The organism is Vibrio sp. 10N.261.52.C11 (assembly GCF_041471405.1).
In the GTDB taxonomy this organism is placed as follows: Bacteria; Pseudomonadota; Gammaproteobacteria; order Enterobacterales; family Vibrionaceae; genus Vibrio; species Vibrio crassostreae_C.
Map to the genome: position 1 here is coordinate 1 of NZ_JBFROI010000088.1, position 3,561 is coordinate 3,561.

Below are 3,561 nucleotides of genomic sequence, written 5' to 3' on the forward strand. Positions count from 1 at the left end.
GTGTTCATGGCACGCTTACATTCTAACCAATTGAAGATAGGGGATAGGTCACCGCTTTCAATCACTGAGTTCACATCCACTGTTTTCTTCATTGAAGCCATGAACTGAGCCGCGTACATCGCACCTAATGTGTAAGGTGGGAAGTAACCGAATGCGCCGTCTGCATACTGAACACTGATACTTCTTAAAAAAGTATTTATTGACATAGGCTTAGCGAACAGTCATAACTATACAGTCATCTCATGGATAGGTTATTTAGATGAAGTTGGAACATTTTTCTCATACTGAACCCCAGATTTATTCTTACAGCAGATTTTCGAATATTAGACAAGAAAAAGGCCGCTCATTAGCGAGGCAAAAGAAATTTATTGATGAGGTTTCAGCGAAGTTTAACTTAAAAATCAATAAAGACTTGGTGATGACAGATAGAGGTCTTTCTGCATTTCATGGTCACCATAAAACAAAAGGAGCTTTAGGAGTCTTTTTAGCTGCTGTTGAAAAACAGTTAATTAAGCCTGGCTCAGTGCTGATTGTAGAATCACTTGATCGTTTAAGTCGAGAACAACCATATATTGCACAAGCAACCCTAGCTTCGCTAGTAAATGCAGACATAGTTGTAGTTACTGCGGCGGATGAAAAAATTTACTCTAAGGAAACTATGGCAAAAGACCCTCTTGGAACGATGATTTTATCAGTACTTGAGATGGTTAGAGCGCACAAAGAATCCTTAAGAAAGACAGAGGCCTCGATTGATTTTCTACATGGTCAAATAGCAACACATGAAGAAGGAGGGGTTTCGGATTTAGCTGGTCCTCTTCCGTTTTGGATAAGTAGAAAGCAACGACCTCACCCCAAAATAAAGACTGGTTTTGAACTCAATGAGCATGAGGAAATTATTCGATTAATTGTTGATATGCATTTTAAGCAAGGGATGGGACTTCGGCCTATTAGTGTAGAGCTGCTAAACCGTGGCATTAAGCCACCATCACAATTAAAACATTCTCCTGCTAATTCAAGGAAACCAAAGAATGATGTATGGGGTGTATCAACTTTATCACACATTGTTTCTAATCAAGCTCTTTGTGGTAGATATGTGGTTAACCTCAACTATCAGAAGGATGGGAAGAAGCATGTAGAAGACTATGTGTTAAGGTCATACTACCCAGCAATTATGTCTGAAGAGGAATTTGACACCTTTCAAGCGATAAAAAAACGCCGATATGGTTCGAATAAAGGCGACAAAAGCAAGAGAAATGGCTTGGTATATTTATTGACTGATTATGGAAATAAGTCAGTATGTGCAAAGTGTGGCAGAAGTATTGGCTCTCAGCCACAGAAGCAAAAGCATGGAATTAGACGAAGATTACATTGTTCAAAGCACAAGGAAACAGCTAACTGTTGTAAAAGCATCATTCAAGACTATATTGAAGACGCATTTCTTATCTCGGTAGCGAGGCATATAGATTATAATTTAATAAATACTCAGGTTAAGCCAGCTGACATAATTCGCAACTCTGATCGCTTAGAAGAAATTGATTTAGAAATGGCTAATGTCATAGATATGCGTCGTACAGTTAAAGATGAAAAAATTAAATTAAAGTTAAAATTCGACTATGAAACTTTAGAAAATGAAAAGGAGGAATTGATTAAGCAGAAACTTGAATTTAAACAATTTAAGATTGCACCTGACGATATTAAAAAATTCATTCGAACAGTAAATGATGCTCGAAATTATAACAATAATGAAGCGAGGACTTTTGTTAAGAGTATTTTAATGCAATGTATACGCAAAATCGAAGTGCACATGGAAAAAAAGAAGTTAGAATGTTATGGATATCCAAATCTTTTTGAGAATGCAATTGTAAATGTTGTTGACGTGGAATTTTATACGGACAAGAAACTATCAATTTTTGTGAGTGCTGAAACAAACGCACTTTTATTTTCAAAGATAAGTGACGAATTTGCAGATGAGTCATTGGGAAGTTTCACGGAGGAACAACTGAAAGCATGGAACGATGTAGGTTTTGATAACTTCCAGAATCTAGGTGAAAGAGGCACATTAGTTAACGAAAATGAAAATAGTACAGAGAACCTTTGGTTTGCGTCGGATCTTGCTGAAGCCTTTATGAATGAAATGATAAATCAATCTGAAGATGAAAGTTAATAGTTATTTAAGGGTATAAATGACTTTGTTGCTGAATCAAGCTTACGAGCGCACGCTAGCTAAATCGTTCGTCCTTTAAGCGAAATACTGAGTTTTGGGCATACTTATCCAAGTGAACTTATTGAGTGCATTAATCATGGCATAACTGTCCCCAATTTATGCATTGTCATTACTAATGAGTGAGTGATACTCCAAGTAACACATTCACACGATACATTGCGTTTCAGACAGTGAACGTCTATGGTAATCATATACTTTTGTTTGACCCATAGAGTCTCTGGCAGCGAACTACAGATTGCATAGATGCCGCTTTTCAGAGAAGGTTGCTTAGGCACTTGGAGGCATCATTTTCTTAACTCTAATCACCTTGTGGTACTCCCTGGTTTCGTAAGCAACGACTCCCGAGATTTCCTTGATTGCTTAAGTGTTTTGGGGAGTACTTCTACACCTGTCCCGCCTGATAGTGTCAGCTAAACTGTGATAATTTCATGAGTATCGGTATCAACAGCAAGATGTGGTTTGCGTCAGGCTCGAAGCTTACCAGTGGTTCCATGCTTTTTCTCTTTCCATACGCCCTCACCGTATACCTCGAGTCCAGTTGCACCAATGGTTAAGTGCTGAATAGCGCCTCGTGAAGAGGTTTTAAAGCAAACCTCAACATCCTTAGCTCGGCGACTTATATAGGTATAGGGACAAACCAACAGAACATTTGCCAATCTAAAAATGGAGTCGATAGAGCCTTGCAATGCCCTTAAAGGCAAGGTAAACACGCGCTTTACCATGAGAGCAGTCGTGATAGATAGATCACTAAACAACCGTAGTCTACCATGCCTATCCTGCTTAGGTTGTTCCATTCAGTTATCGCAGCTTCGTTAACCCAAAACGTGAGTTAAGCTCGGTAGATTCGTGAGCTATTGTACTTGCGCCAGCTCGTGGTGTTGTACTGAAGCTTCGGAATGAAATTAAAGTAAGTGAATAAGTGTCCCTGAACTGATCGTAAGATTCTGATTTAGTTCATTCGATTTCTACAACAAACCCAGAATCTATAACAAAGATAAAATCTACTTTTATTCAATATAGATTAGTTATTAATTTACAGTAAGTAATAATGATTTAAATTTTACATGCTAATAATTACGGACTAATTATTCCACGAAAATAATATGTCATGACTTCTTAATGATTAAGTAAATTAGACTTATCTTCTACTTATATTGTAAGTAACTAAAACGTTCCAAGTTAATCAAGGCATATTATCATTATGATTCATATATTCTTTTTCAAGATTGATGTTTTATTTAAATATTTAGTGATATTTAAGGTTAAATAAATATTGAAAATATTATTATTTAATTTAATAATATAAGAAATAAGTTTTGAAGCAAGCTATGTCTGTG

General features: G+C 36.7%; 1 protein-coding gene and 2 pseudogenes. 1 reads left to right on the forward strand and 2 read right to left on the reverse strand.

The genetic code is table 11. From position 1 onward, the window contains the following. Window positions 1–173 (reverse strand): annotated as a pseudogene (locus tag AB4323_RS23045) (hypothetical protein); the annotation flags it as partial. A gap of 86 nt (window positions 174–259) precedes the next feature. On the opposite strand from AB4323_RS23045, the gene AB4323_RS23050 reads away from it, so the two are divergent. After that, window positions 260–2,164 (forward strand): recombinase family protein, encoded by a 1,905-nt coding sequence (locus tag AB4323_RS23050; RefSeq protein WP_231113015.1) that lies wholly within the window; start codon window positions 260–262, stop codon window positions 2,162–2,164. 75 nt (window positions 2,165–2,239) lie between these two features. Here AB4323_RS23050 and AB4323_RS23055 read toward each other — a convergent pair. Next, window positions 2,240–3,122 (reverse strand): annotated as a pseudogene (locus tag AB4323_RS23055) (IS5 family transposase). Between the last annotated feature and the right edge of the window lie 439 nt (window positions 3,123–3,561).